A 20,402-nucleotide genomic window follows, 5' to 3' on the forward strand; every position below is an offset into this window, starting at 1 on the left:
GAGATAACATGTCTGAAGAGACCATCGTCAACTGCCCGACCTGCGGCAAAAACGTGGTGTGGGGCGAGCAGAGTCCCTTTCGTCCATTCTGCAGCAAGCGCTGTCAGCTGATCGACCTGGGAGAATGGGCCGCAGAAGAGAAGCGTATCCCCAGCGCGGGCGATCTCTCCGACAGCGATGAATGGAGTGAACAGCAGCCCTGATTTACCGACATGCTAACCCGATATATATATCGGGTTAGCATCGTAGCCTGATGCTCAGCCCTGGGCGATGAGTTTGCTGATAACCGGTTCATTCGCCGGGGGGAACGCCTCTGGATCCAGTGTTTGTCCCGCCATCCACCGCCCCGGCTGCCCCTCTTTCCCCCATGGCTCACCTTGCCAACTTTCCACGAGGAAAAACCACAGCGTAATATGGCGGTCGGGGAACTGATATTCCAGCTTATCAAATAGCGTTGCAGACCTTACCGTAATCCCAACCTCTTCCTGCAGCTCGCGAATCAGTGCCTGCTCCGGCGTCTCATCAGATTCAATCTTCCCCCCCGGGAACTCCAGCTTATTCGCCATATGGGCATCGGCGGCGCGCTGGGTAATAAAGATTTCGCCTTGCGGATTGCGAATTATCCCGACGGCGATTTGCAGTTTTTTCATTGAATCAGCTCCATAAAAAAGGCGCAGAATTCTGCGCCTTTGTTTTTTTATCAGGCCTTAGCTCAGACGGCCGTGGCACTGTTTGTATTTTTTGCCGGAACCGCACGGACAGGGATCGTTACGCCCCACTTTACGCTCGCCGGTTTGTGCCGCCAGATCTTCGGCAGCGGCCTCATCATCGCTCTGATGACTGAGCTGCTGCATCTGCGCCAGGCGCTCGGCCTCTTCACGACGCTGCTGCTCCATCGCTTCAACTTCTTCCGGCATCCGCACCTGAACTTTGCTCAGGGTGCTGATCACTTCATACTTCAGTGACTCCAGCATCGCAGCAAACATAGAGAACGATTCGCGCTTGTACTCCTGCTTCGGATCTTTCTGCGCATAGCCGCGCAGATGGATACCCTGACGCAGATAATCCATCGCTGCCAGATGCTCTTTCCACAGGGAGTCCAGAGTCTGCAGCATCACACCTTTCTCGAAGTGGCGCATCATCTCGGCGCCGACCACTTCTTCTTTACGCTGGTAGGTTTCTACCGCGCTCTGCAGAATACGTTCACGCAGGGTCTCTTCATGCAACTCCGGCTCTTTATCCAGCCACGCTTTGATCGGCAGATCGAGGTCGAAGTCGTTTTTCAGACGCTCCTGCAGGCCTTCAATATCCCACATCTCTTCCAGCGACTGCGGCGGAATATGCGCATCGATAGTCGCTTTAAAGACGTCTTCGCGGATGCTGTTGATGGTTTCGCTGACATCAGACACGTCCAGCAGTTCGTTACGCTGAGTGTAGATCGCGCGGCGCTGGTCGTTGGCCACATCATCATATTCCAGCAGCTGCTTACGAATATCAAAGTTACGGCTTTCCACTTTACGCTGGGCGTTGGCGATAGCCTTAGTCACCCACGGGTGCTCGATGGCTTCACCCGGTTTCATCCCCAGTTTGCGCATCATGCCGGACACACGATCGGAGGCGAAGATACGCATCAGGGCATCTTCCATCGACAGGTAGAAGCGGGAAGAACCGGCATCACCCTGACGACCCGCACGGCCACGCAGCTGGTTATCGATACGGCGTGATTCATGACGCTCAGTACCGATGATGTGCAGACCGCCTGCGGCCAGAACCGCATCATGGCGCACCTGCCAGTCCGCTTTGATTTTTTCAATCTGTTCCGGCGTCGGATTTTCCAGCGCGGCGACTTCCGCCTGCCAGCTACCGCCGAGCATAATATCGGTACCACGACCCGCCATGTTGGTGGCAATGGTCACCGCGGCAGGGTAACCCGCCTGAGCAACGATGTCCGCTTCGCTGGCGTGGAACTTGGCGTTCAGGACGTTGTGCTTAATGCCGGCTTTGGTCAGTTCACGGGAAACCACTTCAGATTTTTCGATTGAGATAGTACCGACCAGCACCGGCTGACCGGCAGCGGTACGATCTTTAATATCTTCGATTATCGCCTGAATTTTTTCCGCTTCGGTCATATAGACCAGATCCGCCATGTCCTTACGGATCATCGGACGGTTGGTCGGCACGACAACGGTATCCAGCTTATAGATAGAGCTGAATTCGAAGGCTTCGGTATCCGCTGTACCGGTCATCCCCGCCAGTTTCTCGTACAGGCGGAAGTAGTTCTGGAAGGTGATAGAGGCCAGCGTCTGGTTCTCGTTCTGGATCTCCACGCCTTCTTTGGCTTCAACCGCCTGGTGCAGACCATCGGACCAGCGGCGGCCTTGCATCGTACGGCCAGTGTGCTCATCGACGATGATAACTTCGCCATCTTTAACGATGTAGTCAACGTCACGAGTGAACAACGCATGGGCACGCAGCGCGGCGGTCACGTGGTGCATCAGCATGATGTTGGTCGGGGAGTACAGCGACTCACCTTCTTCCATAATGCCTTCCTGCACCAGCAGCTCTTCGATCAGCACCAGACCGCGTTCGGTCAGGTTAACCTGGCGGGCTTTCTCATCAACGGAGAAGTGGCCTTCACCGGTGAAGGTATCCGAATCCTCTTTTTCCTGACGGATCAGGTGCGGGATGATTTTGTTTACCTTGCGGTACATTTCAGAGCTGTCTTCCGCCGGGCCGGAGATGATCAGCGGGGTACGCGCTTCGTCGATCAGGATGGAGTCCACCTCATCCACCAGCGCATAGTGCAGTTTACGTTGAACGCGCTCTTCCGGGCTGAAGGCCATGTTGTCGCGCAGGTAGTCGAAGCCGTATTCGTTGTTGGTGCCGTAGGTAATATCGGCAGCGTAGGCTTCACGCTTCGCCGGAGCCGGCAGACCGGACATATTGATGCCCACGCTCATGCCAAGGAATTCGAACAGCGGACGGTTGTTTTCGGCGTCACGCTGCGCAAGGTAGTCGTTGACGGTGACCACGTGAACGCCTTTACCGGTCAACGCGTTGAGATACGCTGGCAGGGTCGCAGTCAGGGTTTTACCTTCACCGGTACGCATCTCGGCGATGCAGCGATCGTTAAGCACCATACCGCCCAGCAGCTGGACGTCGAAGTGGCGCATGCCGAACACGCGCTTACTGGCTTCACGAACGACGGCAAAGGCTTCCGGGATCAGGTTTTCCAGCACTTCGCCTTTTTCCAGGCGCGCGCGGAATTCAGCAGTTTTCGCTTTCAGCTCGTCATCAGAGAGTTTTTCCATCGCCGGTTCCATACCGTTGATGATATTGACAACTTTGCGCATACGACGCAGCGTACGGTCGTTACGGCTGCCGAAAACCTTGGTTAACATTTTAATAAGCATAATAAAATCTCAAACGCCCCGCGGTGCGGAGTCACAAAAAATAGGATGGTCCGTGGTTATTTTCAGCTGAGACGTTGAGGCCCTGCGCGGATCCCTGCCACCTGGCTAATCCAGGCGCTCACGCGGAACGCAGAATATGAGGAAGGGATGTAAGCCACCTGGCGGATCACCACCGGCGGCGTACTGTCCTGGGTCAGCAGCGCGCTGAGCGTATCGAGCAGCGCCAGATGCTGGGCCTGCAGCGGGGACGACTCTTCCGCCACCGGCAACGCCTGCGGCGCCATCGCGAAGGAGAGATGACGAATGACGGTGCGAATGGCATGCTGATGCCAGTAGTCGACGGTGAAGTTCGGCCGACGATTGCTCTCCAGCAGCGCCAGCTGGGAGAAATTAACTTTGCTCGGATTGTGGTTGCTGGCCGTCGCCTTCGCCGGCGTCGCGGTTTCATGGCTGTTGCTAAGCGCGGGCAGGCCAAAGCTGGCCGCGACCATCCCCAACAGGAGATGCGGCCAAAAATACCGTCTGCCAAACTGTCGCCAGCGCGTCAGCAATCCACTCACTTTTATTACCTTTCGTTGGTATACCCGTTACCGTTCAGGCTGCCTCTTAATTAGCGTTTTTTGCAGGACAACCTGACATCCACGGGGTAAAGCAACCCGGAGAAATAATTTTGCGCTCAAATACTAACATTATTACCGCGCTGAGGCAGCATGAATGAAGGCGATTGCCCGGGGAAAACGCTTAATAAAACAGCGAACGCACGCTAATTATTGCCCGGCAATCACTGCGAAAAATAACTGGAAGGGGTTATAAAAGAAAAACGACTGGTTCCCTGGTCGGAGAGAGTACCAGGTTACCAGTCGAATTTACTGAATGGTCAGGCTTACGCCAGAACCATCGACGGTGCGCGGAACGCCATAGGCAGTTTTGCGTCGTCTTCGAAGGTCACATACTCCCAGGCTTCCTGTTTTGCCAGGACCGCCTGCAGCAGTTTGTTATTCAACGCGTGACCCGATTTGTACGCCGTGAATGCGCCGATAATGTTGTGACCACACATAAACAGGTCACCGATCGCATCCAGCATTTTGTGGCGAACAAATTCGTCTTCAAAGCGCAGACCGTCTTCGTTCAGTACGCGATAATCGTCAACAACGATGGCACAATCGAAGCTGCCGCCCAGGCACAGGCCGCGGGACTGCAGATATTCGATATCGCGCATGAAACCGAAGGTACGCGCACGGCTAATCTGACGCATGAACGCATCGGCCGAGAAGTTCAGCGTATAGCGCTGGGTGCTGGCATCAATCGCCGGATGGTTAAAATCGATGGTGAAATCCAGCGAAAAACCATTGTACGGTTTGAATTCAGCCCATTTGTCGCCATCTTCGACGCGAACAGTCTCTTTGATACGGACAAATTTCTTGGCGCAGTTCAGTTCATCGATGCCGGCGTCCAGCAACAGATAAACGAACGGAGCCGCACTGCCGTCCATAATCGGGATTTCCGGTGCATCGACTTCAACAATAATGTTGTCGATACCCAGGCCAGCCAATGCGGCGTTCAGGTGTTCAACCGTAGAAATCCGCACGTCATGCTCATTAACCAGGCAAGTACAGAGCATGGTATCACGCACAGATTTGGCATCAGCCGGAAAATCTACCGGTGGATTCAAGTCGGTGCGACGATAGATGACCCCGGTATTTGCCGGCGCAGGGCGTAACGTCAGTGTGACTTTCTTGCCGGTATGCAAACCGACACCAGTCGCCTGAACGATACGTTTAAGAGTCCTTTGTTTGATCATCGTATAATCTCGCCAATTTACCTATCCAACCGAAGTGTACACCACTATCGGGAGGCCAGTTTAGCACAAAGAGCGCAGATGCCCAACTTCCAGTCGATTCTTAATCGGCTTGCTTACGCAGGAAGGCTGGGATATCCAGATAATCCGGCTCTTTCGCGGTTTGCGGCGTATTGTCGTTCACCACTTTTGCTGCCGGCTTCTGCTCTTGCGTCAGCGGCGACATACCGTGCTGCTGGTAGCGATCCATCACCGGCTGCTGAACCTGTTTGTTGGTCACCAGGGTAATTTCCGGACGCTTGTCCATGCCGATACCGGTCGCCACCACGGTCACGCGCAGCTCGTCGTTCATATCCGGGTCCAGAGAGGTACCGATAACCACGGTCGCGTTATCCGACGCAAAGGCACGGATGGTGTTACCCACGGTTTCGAACTCATCCAGACGCAGGTCGAAGCCCGCAGTGATGTTAACCAGTACGCCGCGCGCGCCGGACAGGTCGATATCTTCCAGCAGCGGAGAAGAGATAGCCATTTCAGCCGCTTCTTCCGCACGGTCTTCACCACTCGCCACGCCGGAGCCCATCATCGCGTAGCCCATTTCTGACATCACGGTACGGACGTCCGCGAAGTCGACGTTCATCAGGCCCGGACGCGTAATCAGTTCGGCGATACCCTGCACCGCGCCTTTCAGTACATCGTTTGCCGCGCCGAACGCGTCGAGCAGAGAAATACCACGGCCGAGTACTTTCAGCAGCTTGTCGTTCGGGATGGTGATCAGTGAGTCAACGTGCTTGGACAGCTCGGTGATCCCCTGCTCAGCAAACGCCATGCGCTTCTTGCCTTCAAAATTAAACGGCTTCGTGACCACCGCAACGGTGAGGATACCCAGATCCTTCGCCACTTCCGCAACCACTGGCGCCGCACCGGTACCGGTACCGCCGCCCATGCCTGCCGCGATAAACACCATGTCTGCGCCATCAAGGGCCGCACGCAGCGCTTCGCGGTCTTCGTCCGCCGCATTACGGCCGACTTCCGGGTTCGCGCCAGCGCCCAGACCTTTGGTAATACCGCTACCGATCTGGATAGTCTGGCCAACAGCCGTTTTACGCAGCGCCTGCGCATCGGTGTTCACCGCGAAGAATTCAACACCCTCAATGCGCTCGCGCACCATGTGTTCAACGGCGTTACCGCCGCCGCCACCGACGCCGATGACTTTAATCACCGCGTCGTTGGTCAGTTCCATAGGTTCAAACATAGTTTCTCTCCGTCTTGTGCCTGTCGCCTGAGAACGCTAATTGTCTGCGTTCTCTTAAAAAATTAAAACTCTTTTCGCAGCCAGCTGTTGAGTCGTTTAATCCACGAACCCACTGACGCCGTCACGCGTTTTTCGACTTCCGCTTCACCACTCAAATGTGACTCTTTGCCGTAGTGTAGCAGCCCAACCGCCGTCGAATAATACGGCTCCTGGGCGTAATCCGTTAAACCGGTGATGTTCAGCGGCGCGCCAATACGCACCTGGGTATGGAACACCCGCTGCGCGCAGGCCGCCAGGCCTTCAATTTGCGCCGCGCCGCCGGTTAACACAATCCCTGCCGCCAGATGATGTTTGACACCCTGCTGGCGGAGCTGTTCCTGCAGCTGCAGGATCTCTTCGTTGACCAGATTAAGCAGCTCGGTATAGCGCGGTTCAATCACCTCTGCCAGCGTCTGACGCTGCAGGCTGCGCGGCGGACGTCCGCCTACGCTCGGGACTTCGACGTTTTCGTCTTTACCGACGATGGAACCTAATGCGCAACCATGACGAACCTTAATCGCTTCGGCATCGCTCGGCGGCGTACCAAAGGCATAGGCGATATCGCTGGTCACCACGTTCCCGGCATACGGGATCACTTTGGTATGACGCAGCGCGCCGCCGGTATAGACGGCGATATCCATTGTACCACCGCCGATGTCCACGACGCAGACGCCCAGCTCACGTTCGTCTTCTGTTAATACCGAATAACTGGCCGCTAATCCGGCGAAAATAAGTTGGTCAACTTTCAGACCGCAACGTTCCACCGCTTTAACAATGTTTTTCGCCATATCGTTATGGCAGGTAATCAAATGCACCTTCGCCTGCATACGCACGCCGGACAGCCCTACCGGGTTTTTAATCCCTTCCTGGTAGTCGATGGCATATTCCTGCGGAATGACGTGCAGGACGCGATGTTCATCGCGGACGCGAACCGACTTCGCGGTGTGGACCACGTTCTCAACGTCATCCAGCGTCACTTCTTCTTCCGAAATCGGTACCATCCCGATTTCATTCTGACAGCTTATATGTTTACCCGAAAGTGCCAAATAAACTGATGAAATCTGGCAATCCGCCATCAGTTCGGCCTGGTCGATGGCGCGCTGTACGCATTTCACCACCGACTCGAGGTCGTTCACACCGCCTTTATCCATACCACGTGATGGGCAACTGCCCACGCCGATGATATTAATCATGCCGTCGGGCAGAACTTCCCCTACTAAAGCGGCCACCTTAGCGGTGCCAATCTCCAGTCCAACTACCAGTTTTCTGTCCGTCGCCTTGATCATTGTTGTTCTGCCTGTGCCTGATTCTGTTGTTGATTAGTTTCCTCTGCGGGAGCAGGTACCCAGCCCACTGCCGCACCCGAGTCATAACGCAAATCAACGTAGCTAATCCGTTTGCCGTCGGTCTGCGCCTGCTGCTGAAGAACCGGGTAGAGTTCCATAAAGCGCTGAAGCCGTTTCATGGTATCGCCACGGCCAAGGTTGAGCTTAATGTCATTATTAAGCGTCAACTGCCAGGAGCGACGGGCGGTCATCGCCGCCACTTTCAACGTGAATTTATCCTTTGCCAGCACCTGCCCCATGTCACGATACCCTTGCAGCACTTCGTTCTCACTGCCTTCCGGGCCGTATAACATCGGTAAATTCTGTTTACTGGTGCGATCCGCCGGTACGCTGAAGGCATTTCCTTCTGCATCCACCATATGTTGATCATTCCAGCGCGCAATCGGCACATATTCAACCAGATGAATCTTCAATTCATCGGGCCACTGCTTACGGACGCTCGCCTGCTTAATCCACGGCAAGCGTTCAATTTGACTCTGAATGATGTTCACATCCTGAGTCATGAAAGTACCCGGTGAACCCAACGCCAGAATCGCCTGGCGGATGTCATCATTGCGCGTATAGTGACGCTCGCCGGTCACCACCATCTTCGACAGCGGCAAGCGCTGCGCATCTTCCATCCAGCCAAGAACCATCCACCCGCTGACCAGCACGGTAAACAGCACCGCCAACAGGAAAACGATCCCTGCCAGCCGCGTTCCATTACTCCGACGCGAAGAAGAAACGTCCTCTTCATGGTTCCGCGTATTCAGCGCAGCCTGCGACATATCACCCCGCCAGGTCCAGAATTCGTACAACAAGCTGGGAGAAGCTCATTCCTGCCTGACGCGCCGCCATCGGTACAAGGCTATGGCTGGTCATGCCCGGGGAAGTATTTGCTTCCAGCAGATAAAACTGGCCATCGCTGTCCAGCATCACGTCAATACGGCCCCAGCCTTTACAACCCAGAACATTCCAGGCTTTAAGCACCAGGCTCTGAATGTCTGTCTCACGCGCGGGATCTTCAAATCCAGGGCAGAAATATTGCGTCTCATCAGACAGATACTTCGCCTCATAATCATAGAAGGTTCCCGCGGCCTGGATACGTATTGACGGTAAAATTTCTTCACCGACGATGGCGACGGTAAATTCCGGCCCACTAAGCCATTTTTCGACCAAAACTTCATCATCATGCTGAAAAGCCAGCGCCAATGCACTCGGTAAATCGCAGCTTTCACTGACTTTCGACATCCCGACGCTGGAGCCTTCACGGCTCGGCTTGATGATGACCGGCAGGCCCAGCGCCGCAATCTGTTGTTCAACGGCAGCAGAAAGTCCTGCAGTAAACTGTGCGCGGGTCAGCGCGACCCACGGCGCGACCGGTAATCCCGCCCCCTGCCACAGCCATTTGCTGCGCAGTTTATCCATCGACAGCGCGGAGGCCATCACCCCGCTGCCGGTATAAGGCAACTGGATCAGATCCAGCAACCCCTGCAGCGTGCCATCTTCCCCGCCGCGGCCGTGGAGGGCAATAAACGCTTTCTTAAAGCCCAGATTTTTTAACTGGGTAATATCGACGTCGCGCGGGTCGACCGGATGGGCATCCACCCCGCCTTCACGCAGCCCGGCCAGCACCGCGGCGCCTGAATTCAGCGACACTTCACGTTCAGCGGAGGTTCCACCGAAAAGCACCGCGATTTTATCAGCCATGGCGCTCTTCCTCCGTTTTTTGCGGAGCCAGTTTGATTTCAGCCAGGTGACGGGCAATTTTTCCGATATTGCCAGCGCCCTGCACCAGCACTAAATCGTTACCGGTCAGTACCGACGCCAGCATCTCCGCGGCCTGGGCCGGGTCAGAGACCAGAATCGGGTCAACTTTACCGCGACCGCGAATGGTACGACACAGTGAGCGGCTATCGGCGCCCGGGATCGGGGCTTCACCTGCCGGATACACATCCAGCATCAGCAGCGCATCGACCTGGGTCAGCACGTTGGCGAAATCGTCATACAGATCGCGGGTACGGGTATAACGGTGCGGCTGGAACAGCATCACCAGATTTTTATCCGGCCAACCAGCGCGCGCGGCTTTGATGGTGGCGTCCACTTCCGTCGGGTGATGTCCGTAGTCATCTATAAGCATCGCGCTGCCCGGCTTGCCGTTGACTTCCGCCAGCGGAAACTCGCCAAGAAAATCAAAGCGGCGTCCAGTTCCCTGGAAACTTTCCAGCGCGCGCAGGATTGCCTGGTCGTCAATCCCCTCTTCCGTCGCCACGGCCACCGCCGCGGCCGCGTTCAGCGCGTTATGGCGTCCCGGGGCATTGAGCGTGACCTGCAGGATCTCTTTATCCTGACGCACCAGGCGGAAATGACCTTGCGCCCCGACCTGACGGTAATCCTCAACGCGAACGTCGGCGTCGTCGCTAAAACCGTAGGTGGTGATCTGCCGGCCGACGCGCGGCAGCAGTTCACGGATCACAGGATCGTCCACGCACATCACCGCGCGTCCGTAGAACGGCAGGTTGTGCAGGAAGTTAATAAAGGTCTGCTTCAGATTCTCGAAGTCGCCATGGTAGGTATCCATATGGTCGGCTTCGATGTTGGTCACAATCGCGACCATCGGCTGCAGATGCAGGAACGACGCATCACTCTCATCCGCTTCCGCAATCAGGTAACGGCTATGGCCGAGACGGGCATGCACGCCCGCCGCTTTCACCAGCCCGCCGTTGACGAAGGTCGGGTCAAGTCCGGCTTCCGCGTAAATACTTGAAACCATCGCGGTGGTGGTGGTTTTGCCGTGGGTTCCGGCAATCGCGATCCCGTGACGGAAGCGCATCAGCTCCGCCAGCATTTCCGCACGGCGGATCACCGGGATGCGCGCTTCGTGTGCGGCAACGATTTCCGGGTTATCCGCAGAAATCGCGCTGGAAACGACGACAACGCTGGCATCGCGCACGTTTTCCGGGCGATGGTTGAAATATATGGTGGCGCCAAGCTGCGACAGCTGTTGGGTTACCGGATTCGGCGCCAGGTCGGAGCCACTGATCTGGTAACCTTCATTAGCCAACACTTCGGCAATACCGCCCATACCGGCACCGCCGATGCCGACAAAGTGAATGTGCCGGACGCGACGCATCTCGGGCACTATGGAACGCAGTTTTGCCAAATCTTGTGTATTCATTCTTTACGCCATCAACTTCTGTCATTCGGGCGGTGAAAATCACCGCAATTAGCGCGCCAAAGCTACGGCGCTGACCTCTTCTGCTACTCGCTCGGTAGCGTCCGGAATCGAAGCGCCACGCGCTCGTTCCGCCATATCCAACAGCATTTCCCGATCCCAGCTCGCCAGGGTAGAGGCAACCGCCTCTACCGTGAACTCAGGCTGTTCGAGAATTTTCGCCGCGCCGGCTTTCTCCAGCGGCAGCGCATTCCAGTACTGCTGACGATCTTTGTGCTGGAACGGTACAAACAGCGCCGGTAAACCGGCGGCAGCGATTTCGCTGACCGTTAGCGCGCCGGAACGGCAAACCACGACATCTGCCCAGGCATATGCCGCGGCCATGTCATCAATAAATTCCGTCACTTTATGCTGCGGCTGCCCCGCAGCGGCATAGGCCTGCTGCACGGTTTGCTGGCCGCCTTTACCGCTCTGGTGCCAGATGGTCACCGCATCGCCCAGCTTCGCCGCCACCTGCGGCATGGTCTGGTTCAGGACGCGCGCGCCCTGAGAGCCACCGACCACCAGCACGCGAATCGGTCCATGACGCCCCACCAGACGCTGACCCGGCAGCGGCAGCGCCAGTACGTCGGTGCGCACCGGGTTCCCGACAACGTCCGCATGCGGGAACGCACCGGGAAACGCCTGCATCACTTTCTTCGCAATCTTTGCCAGCCACTTGTTAGTCAGGCCGGCAATACCGTTTTGCTCGTGGAGGACCACCGGGATCCCCAGCGACCACGCCGCCAGACCGCCAGGCCCGGAGACATAGCCGCCCATGCCCAGCACCACATCCGGCTGGAAACGCTTCATGATCGCTCGCGCCTGACGCCAGGCGTTGAAGATACGCACCGGCGCCAACAGTTGCGCTTTTATCCCTTTGCCACGCAGGCCGGAGATACGGATAAAATCAATCTCGATGCCGTTTTTCGGCACTAAATCCGCTTCCATACGATCGGCGGTACCCAACCAGCGAACCTGCCAGCCCTGGTCCATTAAATGGTGCGCGACCGCCAGCCCCGGGAACACATGCCCGCCGGTACCGCCCGCCATCACCATCAACCGCTTTTCCTGACCGCTCATCGAACACCCCGCGTAAACGCCTGGGCTTTTTCCAGACGCGTTTCATAATCAATTCGCAACAACAACATGATGGCTGTCGACATAATCAGCAGACTGGAACCACCATAACTGATCAGCGGCAGCGTCAGACCTTTGGTCGGCAGCATTCCCGCCGCCGCACCGACGTTAACCAACGCCTGGAAGCTAAACCAGATACCGATGGCACAGGCGAGGAAACCGGAGAAGCGATGGTCGATCTCCAGCGCTTTACGGCCAATCGACATGGCGCGGAAAGCGACGAAGAATACCATTAAAAGCGCCAGTACCACACCGATATAACCGAGTTCTTCGCCGATAATGGCGAAGATAAAGTCAGTGTGCGCCTCCGGCAAATACTCCAGTTTTTGCACTGAGTTACCGAGGCCCTGCCCCCACATCTCGCCGCGGCCGAAGGCCATCAGCGACTGGGTCAGCTGGTAGCCGCTGCCGAACGGGTCTTCCCACGGGTTCCAGAAGGAAGTCACGCGGCGAATACGGTACGGTTCGGCGAGGATCAACAGGACCACCGCTGAGATACCCATGCCGATAATGGCGATGAACTGCCACAGCTTCGCGCCGGCGAGGAACAGCATCGCCAGCGTGGTGACGAACAGCACCACCACCGTACCGAGGTCAGGCTGCGCCAGCAGCAAAATCGCCAGCACGAAAATCACGCCCATCGGTTTTAAGAACCCGCGCAGGTTGTTACGCACTTCGTCGGCTTTACGCACCAGATAGTTGGCGATATAGCAGAACAGCGACAGCTTGGTGAACTCCGCCGGCTGAATACGCAGCGGGCCGAGGGCGATCCAGCGCGATGCCCCGTTTACCGAGCTGCCCACCACCAGTACGATCAGCAGCATCACAATTGAGGCAATCAGCATCGCGGTACTGTGGCGTTGCCAGAAGTCCATCGGCAACCGCAGCGTCACCAGCGCCAGGACAAAAGCCAGCACGATGTACAGGCCATCACGCTTGGCAAAAAGGAAAGGATCGCTCGCCAGGCGCTGTCCCACCGGCATTGATGCCGAGGTCACCATGATAAAGCCGATCGCCGCCAGGCCGAAGGTCAGCCACAGCAGCATCCGGTCATACATCACCAGACTGTCGTTATCTTTCGGGCGCGAGCCCATCACCCAGCCTTTCAGCGCGGCGAACAGCCAGGCGAAGATAAACATCCCCGGCAGTCGCGGCAGTCTCAACCGAGGCAAGCTCAGCTGCGGCATTCTCAGGCGTGGGAGAGAGAAACGCATCAACCTAACTCCTTCGCCAGACGGGCAAAAATATCGCCCCGTTGTTCAAAGTTCTTAAACTGATCCAGGCTGGCGCAGGCCGGCGACAGGAGGACCATATCGCCCGCTTTCACCAGAGGAGCAATCTGACGCATCGCCTGTTCCATGGTCTCAGTTTGTACCGCCACGTCCGGACGCAGCTCAGCGAGCTCGGCGCCGTCGCGACCAAAGCAGTACAGGCGAATACGATCGCCGCCAAGGTAGCGCTTCAGCGGAGTAAAATCAGCGGACTTGCCGTCGCCGCCCAGCAGCAGATACAGCGTGCCATCCAGCTGCAGGCCGTTCAACGCCGCCTCGGTGCTGCCGACATTGGTCGCCTTTGAATCGTTAATCCAGCGGACGCCATTGTGATCCAGCACCAACTGGAAGCGATGCGCCAGGCCGGTGAAGGTAGTCAATGCCTTCAGGCTGCTGGCCCGAGGCAGGCCTGCGGCATCGGCCAGCGCCAGCGCTGCTAGCGCATTGCTGTAGTTATGCTGGCCGGTGATGGACATCTCTTTCACGTTGAGCACTTTCTCACCTTTGACCCGCAGCCAGGTTTCGCCCTGCTGGCGGTTAAGGTGGTAGTCACCGACATCGACACCAAAGCTGATGCAGCGATCGTCCGCGCCGCGTACCGGCATCGTGAGCGCATCGTCCGCGTTCACCACGCAGGTTTTTGCATTCTCGTAAATTCGCAGCTTCGCCGCACGATACTGCTGCAGCCCGAGCGGATAGCGGTCCATATGATCCTCACTCACGTTGAGGATGGTTGCCGCCACAGCCTGCAGGCTGGAAGTGGTTTCCAGCTGGAAGCTGGAGAGCTCCAGCACATACAGCTCACGATCGGTGTCCAGCAGCATCAGCGCCGGCAGGCCGATATTACCACCCACGCCGACGTTAACCCCGGCCGCTTTCGCCATCTCGCCCACCAGGGTAGTGACGGTGCTTTTACCGTTAGAGCCGGTAATGGCGATAATCGGCGCCTGCGCTTCGCGGCAGAACAGTTCGATATCGCCAACGATTTCTACGCCAGCATCGGCCGCCGCGTTCAGGGAAGGATGGGCCAGCGCGATCCCGGGACTGGCGACAATCAGATCCGCTGCCAGCAGCCAGGTATCATTGAGCCCACCAATATGGCTCTCGACCGATTCGGGTAGTTTATCCAGCCCCGGAGGCGCGACGCGGGTGTCCATTACACGCGGCGTCACGCCGCGCGCCATGAAAAAGTCCACGCATGACAGGCCGGTCATACCCAGCCCAATAATGACGACTTTTTTACCCTGATAATCTGCCATGATTAACGTACCTTCAGCGTCGCCAGGCCAATCAGCACCAGCATCAGCGAAATAATCCAGAAGCGCACGATAACGCGCGGCTCCGGCCAGCCCTTCAGTTCATAGTGATGGTGAATCGGCGCCATACGGAAGATGCGCTGACCGCGCAGCTTAAAGGAGCCAACCTGCAGGATCACCGACAGAGTCTCCACGACGAAAACGCCGCCCATAATCACCAGCAGGAATTCCTGACGCAGCAGCACGGCGATAATGCCCAGCGCGCCGCCAAGCGCCAGCGAACCGACGTCGCCCATAAAGACCTGCGCCGGATAGGTGTTAAACCACAGGAAGCCCAGACCCGCGCCGACAATCGCCGTACAGACGATCACCAGCTCGCCAGCATGGCGCAGATAAGGAATGTGCAGGTAGTTGGCGAAGTTCATGTTGCCGGTAGCCCATGCCACCAGCGCAAAGCCGGCAGCGACGAAGACGGTCGGCATAATCGCCAGGCCGTCGAGGCCATCGGTCAGGTTGACGGCGTTGCCGGTACCGACGATAACGAAGTAAGCCAGCAGGATATAGAGCAGGCCCAGCTGCGGCATCACGTCTTTAAAGAATGGCACCACCAGCTCGGTCGCCGGGGTGTCTTTCCCGGCCAGATAGAGCGCGAACGCCACGCCCAGCGCGATCACCGACATCCAGAAATACTTCCAGCGGGCGATCAGGCCTTTGGTATCTTTGCGCACGACTTTACGGTAATCATCAACAAAGCCGATGATCCCGTAGCCGATTAATACCGTCAGTACGCACCAGACGTACGGGTTGGAGGGGTAAGCCCACAGCAGAACGGAGACGGTGATCGCAGTGAGGATCATGATCCCCCCCATGGTCGGCGTGCCGCGTTTGCTGAAATGGGACTCCGGACCGTCGTTACGTACGACCTGGCCGAAGGAGAGTTTTTGCAGACGGGCGATCATGCGCGGGCCCATCCACAACGAGATGAACAGCGCGGTCAGCAGGCTGACGATGGCGCGAAACGTCAGATAAGAAAAGACGTTAAAGCCGGAATAATATTTGACCAAATGTTCGGCCAGCCATACTAACATGTCCCAGTCTCCTGTAATGCGCGTACTACCTCTTCCATGGCGGCACTACGTGAACCCTTCACTAAAATGGTCATTATCTTGTGCTCCGCCAGCAGCTCGCGCAGGCGAGCCACTACTGCGGCTTTATCATTAAAATGTTCGCCCACGCCGCTGGCGCGGCTGATATCCGCGCTCAAGGTGCCGACGCTGAGAACGCAATCCAGCCCCGCCGCTTTCGCTGCCTCGCCGACTTCGCGATGGCAGGCCGCGCTTTCCGCGCCAAGCTCCGCCATATCGCCGACCACCATCGCCCGGAAGCCGGGCATCTCTGACAGTACCTGCACTGCCGCGGTCATCGAACCAACGTTGGCGTTGTAGGAGTCATCCAGCAGCAGCTGGCTCTCCGTCAGCCGGATCGGGAACAGACGCCCCGGAACGGCCTTCAGCTGCGCCAGACCGGCTTTTACCGCCGCCAGATCGGCGCCTACCGCCATCGCCAGCGAGGTCGCCGCCAGCGCGTTAGCGATGTTATGGCGTCCCGGCAGCGGCAGCAGGACGTCAACGTTGCCGGTTGGGGTCTGCAGCGTAAATTCGGTACCGTGGCTGGTGATCTGCACGTTGGTCGCCGTGAAGTCGCTGTTGGCCGCATTCGGTGAGAAGCGCCACACTTTGCGATCGCCAATCACCGCCTGCCAGTTCAGCCAGTCGTTGTTATCGGCATTGAGAATGGCGATGCCGTTTTCCGGCAGACCGGTATAGATTTCGCCCTTCGCCTTCGCCACGCCCGCCAGCGAGCCGAAACCTTCGAGGTGCGCCGCAGCAAGGTTGTTGACCAGCGCGGCTTCCGGACGCGTCAGGCTGACGGTCCAGGCGATTTCGCCCTGGTGGTTGGCGCCGAGTTCGATCACCGCGTACTGATGCTCTTTAGTCAGGCGCAGCAGCGTCATCGGTACACCGATATCGTTGTTCAGGTTGCCAGCGGTATACAGTGTGTTGCCGCACTGGCTAAGGATCGCCGCGGTCATCTCTTTGACCGAGGTTTTACCGGACGAGCCGGTCAGGGCGACGACCCGGGTCGGTACCTGCTGACGCACCCAGGCGGCTAACTCACCGAAAGCCTGGCGGGTATCTTTCACGATCACCTGCGGGAGATCGCAGGCCAGCGGGCGACTCACCAGCAGTGCGCCGGCGCCAGCGGCTTTCGCCTGTTCGGCAAAATCATGAGCGTCGAAACGCTCGCCTTTCAGCGCCACAAACAGGCAGCCCGCCGTCACTTTACGGGTATCGGAGGTCACCTCGTCGATAGCGATATCGCTACCCTGCCGTTCGCCATGGGCGATCGCGGCGAGCTGGCTTAACGTAAAGCGAATCATGCTACCGCTCCCAGCAGACGCGCGACGGTGACGCGGTCGGAATAATCCAGACGGCGATTGCCGACGATCTGGTAATCTTCATGGCCTTTACCCGCCACCAGCACCACGTCGTTCTCTTTCGCCTGCATCACGGCGTTGGTGACCGCTTCCGCGCGGCCTTCCATCACCTTCGCATGACCCGCATCGAGCATGCCGGCCAGAATATCGTTGATAATCGCCCGCGGCTCTTCGGTGCGCGGGTTGTCATCAGTGACCACCACGATGTCGGCAAATTCTTCAGCGATAGCGCCCATCAGCGGACGCTTGCCTTTATCACGGTCGCCGCCGCAGCCGAAAACGCACCACAGTTTGCCACTGCAGTGCAGACGCGCGGCCTGCAGCGCTTTTTCCAGCGCGTCAGGGGTATGGGCATAATCCACCACCACGGCCGGTTTACCCGGCGCACTGAACACCTCCATACGGCCACATACCGGCTGTAAACGCGCTGCGGTTTTCAGCAAATCGGCCAGCGGATAGCCCAGCGCCAGCAGCGTGGCCAGCGCCAGCAGCAGGTTGCTGACGTTAAAGGCGCCCATCAGGCGGCTTTCGATTTCGCCTTTGCCCCAGCTCGAGTCAAACTGGATGGTCGCGCCGCTGTCGTGATAGTTGACCGCGGTGGCCTTCAGCCAGCGGCCGTGGCAGTTCGGATTGATATGATCTTCCATCGACACCGCCACCGCATCCGGCAGCTTCGCCAGCCAGCGACGACCGACTTCATCGTCAGCATTAACGATGGCCTGACCGCAATGGTGGGTCGAGTACAGCAGCCATTTCGCCGCTTCGTAGTGCTCCATGTCGCCATGGTAGTCGAGGTGGTCGCGGCTCAGATTGGTAAACACCGAGGCGGCAAACTGCAGCGCCGCCACGCGGTGTTGCACCAGACCGTGGGAAGAGACTTCCATCGCGCCGAAGGTTGCCCCCTGCTCGACCAGACTGGAGAGCACATGCTGAACGTCTACCGCAGAACCGGTGGTATTTTCGGTCGGCACGACTTTATCCAGCAGGCCGTTGCCAACGGTACCCATCACTGCGCTGGTTTCGCCGAGCAGTTTCGCCCACTGCGCCAGCAGTTGGGTGGTGGTCGTTTTACCGTTAGTACCGGTGACGCCCACCAGACGCAGCTGTTGCGACGGCTGATGATAAAAACGCCCGGCCAGCGCCGATAAGCGTTCGTTAAGCTGGCTCAGGTAGATAACCGGCACGCCGTGCATTTCACGGATCTCACCGTCTTCAGCCTCGCCCTGCGCTTCAGCAATAATGGCAGCCACACCTTGCGCTATCGCCTGCGGGATATAACGACGCCCGTCCGCCTGATGACCCTGTACCGCGATAAAGAGATCGCCGGAAGCAGCCACCCGGCTGTCCAGCGTCATCTCTCGCAGAATGCGCTCCGGTGCGTTTGGCACCCACGGAGCGAGTAGGTCGCGCAAATTACGATCTGCCACCTGTTCCCTCGCCTTGATTAATTACAAATTCACTTTTTTCGCCCGTTGCCAGCGCATCCGGCTCGATGTTCATGGTGCGCAATACGCCGCCCATGATGGCACCGAACACCGGCGCGGAAACGGCGCCACCGTAGTATTTACCTGCCTGCGGGTCGTTGATCACCACCACCAGCGCGAAGCGCGGATGGCTGGCGGGCGCAACGCCTGCGGTGTAAGCAATATATTTGTTGATATAGCGGCCATCCGGCCCCACTTTTTTCGCCGTACCGGTTTTAATCGCGATGCGATAGCCTTTGATCGCCGCTTTCACGCCGCCGCCGCCGGGCAGCGCCACGCTTTCCATCATATGAACGACGGTACGAACGAGTGAATCCGGGAAGACACGCTCGCCCGGAACCGGTGGATCAACCTTGGTAATCGACAGCGGGCGATAGATGCCATAGCTGCCAATCGTTGCGTAGACTCGCGCTAACTGTAACGGGGTTACCATTAGCCCGTAGCCGAAAGAAAAGGTGGCCCTCTCTATGTCAGACCACCGTTGTTTTTGAGGATATAAGCCACTGCGTTCTCCGACCAACCCCAAATTGGTCGCCTTTCCAAGCCCAAAACGTGAGTAAGTATCTACTAACGCTGAGGACGGCATCGCTAACGCCAGCTTAGAAACACCGACGTTACTCGACTTCTGTAGCACCCCGGTCAGGGTCAATTCGCTGTAGCGTGCCACGTCTTTGATTTCGTGGCCGTTAATTCGATAGGGAATGGTATTCAGCACAGTATTTTCGTTAACAATGCCGCGCTGAAGCGCCGTCATCACCACCATCGGTTTCACCGTTGAACCCGGTTCGAACACGTCGGTAATGGCGCGGTTACGCATGGTATCTTTGGAGGTGCCCGCGAAATTATTCGGGTTGTACGATGGGCTGTTGGCCATCGCCAGCACTTCACCGGTGTTAACGTCTACCAGAACGGCAGTACCTGACTCCGCTTTGTTAAAGGCCACGGCGTTGTTCAGCTCGCGATAAACCAGCGCCTGCAGGCGTTCGTCGATACTCAGCGCCAGGTTGTGTGCCGCCTGGCTGTCGGTAGAAGAGATGTCTTCAATCACGCGGCCATAGCGGTCTTTACGCACGATACGTTCGCCCGGCTGACCGGTGAGCCATTTATCAAAGCTTTTTTCGACCCCTTCAATCCCCTGGCTGTCGACGTTAGTGAAGCCAATGAGGTGAGCGGTTACTTCTCCGGAAGGATAGTAACGACGGGACTCTTCGCGCAGATGAATGCCTGGCAGCTTCAGCTTTTTGATGTAATCGGCCATGTCAGGGTTAACCTGACGCGCCAGATAGATAAAACGCATCCGCGGATTGGTGTTGATGCGCGTTGCCAGCTGATCCAGCGGCATATTGAGGGCATCCGCCAGCGCCTTCCAGCGCGTATCCAGGGTGACCCCGCCGGCATCATGGAGTTCCTTCGGATCGGCCCAGATAGCCTTCACCGGCACGCTGACCGCCAGCGGCCGCCCGGAGCGGTCGGTAATCATCCCGCGCGCGGTAGACACTTCCTGTACGCGCAACGAGCGCATATCGCCCTGACGCACCAGCATATCGGGGCTGACCACCTGTAGCCAGGCGACACGCCCCAGCAGGAAAGTCAACGCCAGCAGAATACAGCCGCACAGCAACGCAAAACGCCAACTGATAAAGTTGGCCTGTTCTTCCTGACGCTTTGCTTTTGGCGTTTTTGGCGCTGCTTTCATCCGTCGCAATAATC

General features: G+C 57.5%; 17 protein-coding genes. 1 reads left to right on the forward strand and 16 read right to left on the reverse strand.

Annotated features, from left to right (window positions below; genetic code table 11):
- The first annotated feature begins 8 nt into the window (after positions 1 to 8).
- On the forward strand, positions 9 to 203 hold the full coding sequence (yacG, locus tag CWM58_RS20020; protein ID WP_061155758.1) for a DNA gyrase inhibitor YacG: 195 nt from the start codon (positions 9 to 11) through the stop codon (positions 201 to 203).
- A gap of 54 nt (positions 204 to 257) precedes the next feature.
- On the opposite strand, the gene mutT is transcribed toward yacG, so the two are convergent.
- From mutT to CWM58_RS20100, 16 genes are all read right to left on the reverse strand, one after another.
- The gene (gene mutT, locus CWM58_RS20025; RefSeq protein ID WP_061155759.1) at positions 258 to 650 is read right to left on the reverse strand and encodes an 8-oxo-dGTP diphosphatase MutT; all 393 of its coding nucleotides are present in this window, start codon (positions 648 to 650) and stop codon (positions 258 to 260) included.
- 57 nt (positions 651 to 707) lie between these two features.
- Positions 708 to 3,413: a preprotein translocase subunit SecA gene (secA, locus tag CWM58_RS20030; protein ID WP_100681614.1), complete on the reverse strand. Its 2,706-nt coding sequence runs from the start codon at positions 3,411 to 3,413 to the stop codon at positions 708 to 710.
- Positions 3,414 to 3,475: 62 nt separating this feature from the next.
- A complete protein-coding gene (gene secM, locus CWM58_RS20035) occupies positions 3,476 to 3,973 on the reverse strand; it encodes a secA translation cis-regulator SecM (protein ID WP_061155761.1) in 498 nt (165 codons plus the stop codon).
- Between the two features lie 323 nt (positions 3,974 to 4,296).
- Positions 4,297 to 5,214, reverse strand: a complete 918-nt coding sequence (gene lpxC / locus CWM58_RS20040) for a UDP-3-O-acyl-N-acetylglucosamine deacetylase (RefSeq protein ID WP_002888632.1) — start codon at positions 5,212 to 5,214, stop codon at positions 4,297 to 4,299.
- Positions 5,215 to 5,314: 100 nt separating this feature from the next.
- A complete protein-coding gene (gene ftsZ / locus CWM58_RS20045) occupies positions 5,315 to 6,466 on the reverse strand; it encodes a cell division protein FtsZ (RefSeq protein WP_002888628.1) in 1,152 nt (383 codons plus the stop codon).
- 62 nt (positions 6,467 to 6,528) lie between these two features.
- Positions 6,529 to 7,791, reverse strand: coding sequence for a cell division protein FtsA (gene ftsA, locus CWM58_RS20050; protein ID WP_004204343.1), 1,263 nt, complete (start codon positions 7,789 to 7,791; stop codon positions 6,529 to 6,531).
- Positions 7,788 to 8,618 (reverse strand): cell division protein FtsQ, encoded by an 831-nt coding sequence (ftsQ, locus tag CWM58_RS20055; protein ID WP_004204342.1) that lies wholly within the window; start codon positions 8,616 to 8,618, stop codon positions 7,788 to 7,790. Before ftsQ ends, ftsA begins: the two co-directional genes overlap by 4 nt.
- Position 8,619: 1 nt before the next feature.
- Entirely contained in the window at positions 8,620 to 9,540 is a 921-nt protein-coding gene (locus tag CWM58_RS20060) for a D-alanine--D-alanine ligase (RefSeq protein ID WP_100681615.1), read from the reverse strand.
- Positions 9,533 to 11,008 carry a UDP-N-acetylmuramate--L-alanine ligase gene (gene murC / locus CWM58_RS20065; RefSeq protein WP_100681616.1) on the reverse strand — a complete coding sequence of 492 codons (1,476 nt, stop codon included), beginning with the start codon at positions 11,006 to 11,008 and terminating at the stop codon, positions 9,533 to 9,535. The genes CWM58_RS20060 and murC overlap by 8 nt, the downstream gene beginning before the upstream one ends.
- A gap of 48 nt (positions 11,009 to 11,056) precedes the next feature.
- Positions 11,057 to 12,127, reverse strand: coding sequence for an undecaprenyldiphospho-muramoylpentapeptide beta-N-acetylglucosaminyltransferase (gene murG / locus CWM58_RS20070; RefSeq protein ID WP_100681617.1), 1,071 nt, complete (start codon positions 12,125 to 12,127; stop codon positions 11,057 to 11,059).
- Positions 12,124 to 13,398, reverse strand: a complete 1,275-nt coding sequence (gene ftsW, locus CWM58_RS20075; RefSeq protein WP_061155763.1) for a cell division protein FtsW — start codon at positions 13,396 to 13,398, stop codon at positions 12,124 to 12,126. The genes murG and ftsW overlap by 4 nt, the downstream gene beginning before the upstream one ends.
- On the reverse strand, positions 13,398 to 14,714 hold the full coding sequence (murD, locus tag CWM58_RS20080; RefSeq protein ID WP_100681618.1) for a UDP-N-acetylmuramoyl-L-alanine--D-glutamate ligase: 1,317 nt from the start codon (positions 14,712 to 14,714) through the stop codon (positions 13,398 to 13,400). Before murD ends, ftsW begins: the two co-directional genes overlap by 1 nt.
- Positions 14,715 to 14,716: 2 nt before the next feature.
- Positions 14,717 to 15,799, reverse strand: a complete 1,083-nt coding sequence (gene mraY / locus CWM58_RS20085) for a phospho-N-acetylmuramoyl-pentapeptide-transferase (RefSeq protein WP_008807434.1) — start codon at positions 15,797 to 15,799, stop codon at positions 14,717 to 14,719.
- A complete protein-coding gene (gene murF / locus CWM58_RS20090) occupies positions 15,793 to 17,151 on the reverse strand; it encodes a UDP-N-acetylmuramoyl-tripeptide--D-alanyl-D-alanine ligase (RefSeq protein WP_012968939.1) in 1,359 nt (452 codons plus the stop codon). The genes mraY and murF overlap by 7 nt, the downstream gene beginning before the upstream one ends.
- Positions 17,148 to 18,635, reverse strand: a complete 1,488-nt coding sequence (gene murE / locus CWM58_RS20095; protein WP_100681619.1) for a UDP-N-acetylmuramoyl-L-alanyl-D-glutamate--2,6-diaminopimelate ligase — start codon at positions 18,633 to 18,635, stop codon at positions 17,148 to 17,150. Before murE ends, murF begins: the two co-directional genes overlap by 4 nt.
- Positions 18,622 to 20,388, reverse strand: coding sequence for a peptidoglycan glycosyltransferase FtsI (locus CWM58_RS20100; RefSeq protein WP_061155767.1), 1,767 nt, complete (start codon positions 20,386 to 20,388; stop codon positions 18,622 to 18,624). The genes murE and CWM58_RS20100 overlap by 14 nt, the downstream gene beginning before the upstream one ends.
- Positions 20,389 to 20,402 lie beyond the last annotated feature (14 nt).

It is taken from the genome of Klebsiella sp. H-Nf2 (assembly GCF_002806645.1).
Classification (GTDB): domain Bacteria; phylum Pseudomonadota; class Gammaproteobacteria; order Enterobacterales; family Enterobacteriaceae; genus Klebsiella; species Klebsiella variicola.

Coding starts and splice junctions, on each gene's coding strand:
- yacG (WP_061155758.1), top strand. CDS start 9: ATGTCTGAAGAGACCATCGTCAACTGCCCGACCTGCGGCAAAAACGTG.
- mutT (WP_061155759.1), bottom strand. CDS start 650: ATGAAAAAACTGCAAATCGCCGTCGGGATAATTCGCAATCCGCAAGGC.
- secA (WP_100681614.1), bottom strand. CDS start 3,413: ATGCTTATTAAAATGTTAACCAAGGTTTTCGGCAGCCGTAACGACCGT.
- lpxC (WP_002888632.1), bottom strand. CDS start 5,214: ATGATCAAACAAAGGACTCTTAAACGTATCGTTCAGGCGACTGGTGTC.
- ftsZ (WP_002888628.1), bottom strand. CDS start 6,466: ATGTTTGAACCTATGGAACTGACCAACGACGCGGTGATTAAAGTCATC.
- ftsA (WP_004204343.1), bottom strand. CDS start 7,791: ATGATCAAGGCGACGGACAGAAAACTGGTAGTTGGACTGGAGATTGGC.
- ftsQ (WP_004204342.1), bottom strand. CDS start 8,618: ATGTCGCAGGCTGCGCTGAATACGCGGAACCATGAAGAGGACGTTTCT.
- CWM58_RS20060 (WP_100681615.1), bottom strand. CDS start 9,540: ATGGCTGATAAAATCGCGGTGCTTTTCGGTGGAACCTCCGCTGAACGT.
- murC (WP_100681616.1), bottom strand. CDS start 11,008: ATGAATACACAAGATTTGGCAAAACTGCGTTCCATAGTGCCCGAGATG.
- murG (WP_100681617.1), bottom strand. CDS start 12,127: ATGAGCGGTCAGGAAAAGCGGTTGATGGTGATGGCGGGCGGTACCGGC.
- ftsW (WP_061155763.1), bottom strand. CDS start 13,398: ATGCGTTTCTCTCTCCCACGCCTGAGAATGCCGCAGCTGAGCTTGCCT.
- murD (WP_100681618.1), bottom strand. CDS start 14,714: ATGGCAGATTATCAGGGTAAAAAAGTCGTCATTATTGGGCTGGGTATG.
- mraY (WP_008807434.1), bottom strand. CDS start 15,799: ATGTTAGTATGGCTGGCCGAACATTTGGTCAAATATTATTCCGGCTTT.
- murF (WP_012968939.1), bottom strand. CDS start 17,151: ATGATTCGCTTTACGTTAAGCCAGCTCGCCGCGATCGCCCATGGCGAA.
- CWM58_RS20100 (WP_061155767.1), bottom strand. CDS start 20,388: ATGAAAGCAGCGCCAAAAACGCCAAAAGCAAAGCGTCAGGAAGAACAG.